Here is a 1,673-nt window from a genome sequence, read left to right on the forward strand (position 1 = left end):
CGCTAGAACCGATATTATTCGGTTCTAGCGGGCTTTTTATCGATTAGTACAATCAAGAATAAAAATAAGGCAGATCACTAGCGATTGCTGGATAAGCGAATACCATATCTGCAAGATCAGTTGCTGTAATTTTTCTATTGATCAGCAGGCTGAAATGATTTATTAACTCATCCGCCTCATCATTCAAACAAGTTGCACCCACCAGAAGACCAGACTCTTTATCTGTAATCATTTTGGCTTTTGATACGGGTTCATTTGTTCTAAGGTAACTAAACCAGGTGGTCGTGTCTAGGTCTGAAATTTCATATTTATTCCCGTTATTTTTGGTCTCTTCAACCGTTACACCTACTTGAGCCAATTTCGGGCTAGAAAATACAATGCTTGGGACGCTTGGATAGGATAATGGCTCTGTAGTCTTCTCAGTAAGCAGTGAAACGAGGTAGCTGGCTTCCAGACTTGAAACAGGAGTCAGTTTTGGTTGTTTTTTAGAAAGGACATCTCCGATAGCAAAGATAGACGGGTTACTTGTCTGTAGGCGGTCGTCCACTTTGATACCTCTTTTATCATATTCAACTTTGACCTTGTCCAGTTTCAGATTTTCTGTATTTGGTATTCGACCAGTTGTGCCAAACACTAAATCTGTGGCCAACTGGAAACCATTATTGTCGGTTAAAACATAACCAGTGGATTTTTTCTCGATCTTTGTGACACCAGTATTTAAATGAAATGTTACGCCCTTAGCTTCAAGTTGTGTCATGACTTCTTTTACGAATTCCTGGTCATATTCCCCAAGTGGTTGGTTGTTGTGCTGTATAACATGAACGTCTGCTCCTGCAGCATTAGCAATAGCTGCGAATTCAAATGCAATATAACCCGCACCAATAAAAGTGACGGTATCTGGCATTTCTGGAAGTGAAAGAAAATCATCACTCGTAAGGAAATGTTCGTACCCCGTAATATCAAGTAAGTTGGGACGTGCTCCTGTTGCAATGACAAATTGACCGGCTTCAAGCAAATCATCATTCACTTGTATAGTTAGCTGATCCACAAATTCGGCAATACCAGTATATGTCTCAATACCAGCCGATTTCAAGCTTTCTTTACTTTGTTCAGGAACGGGATCAGTGAATGTTTTTTTGAAAGCCATCAAGTCTGGCCAGTCGATCTCAGGAACTTTATTTATTCCTTTTCCCATCAAATGCATTGCTTTGTTTCTAACCTCTACGGCAGAAACTAAAACTTTTTTTGGGTCGCACCCTCGGTTTGGACAAGTGCCTCCCCACAAATCTGCTTCCACGATCGCTACTTTTTTTCCGGCATAAGCTAATCCAAAAGCAGTTGATTTCCCAGCAACACCACTGCCGATCACGACAACATCATATATCTTTTTCATTAAGAATCATCTCCAATTTTTCATATTTTTTATAACTCAAAAGAGAAATATTTATATAAATTAATTTTGTAAATTTCAAGTTTAAGTTAGCCACCTAGTTTACCAAATGTATCTTTGCTTAAAATAGTAGTTCTTTAATTGATTAACGTAAATGGTCATAGTTATTCGTTAAGCACTATCGCGCTTAGGCCACTTGGGACAAAGAGCGGAGAGCATTGGCAAAACACCTATGAGGCGTTTGATAACCGAGTATTTTCCGTGGGTAGTCATTCATCCATTG

Annotated in this window: 1 protein-coding gene; it reads right to left on the minus strand. The window is 39.2% G+C overall.

The window, feature by feature from the left end:
* Window positions 1-52: 52 nt before the first annotated feature.
* A complete protein-coding gene (locus tag AX762_RS11910) occupies window positions 53-1,393 on the minus strand; it encodes an NAD(P)/FAD-dependent oxidoreductase (protein ID WP_071849326.1) in 1,341 nt (446 codons plus the stop codon).
* Window positions 1,394-1,673: the final 280 nt, after the last annotated feature.

The organism is Alkalibacterium sp. 20, from assembly GCF_001885615.1.
Classification (GTDB): Bacteria; Bacillota; Bacilli; order Lactobacillales; family Carnobacteriaceae_A; genus Alkalibacterium.

Bases quoted from the DNA above. Each gene is read 5' to 3' on its own strand.
- AX762_RS11910 (WP_071849326.1), bottom strand. From the start codon at position 1,393: ATGAAAAAGATATATGATGTTGTCGTGATCGGCAGTGGTGTTGCTGGG.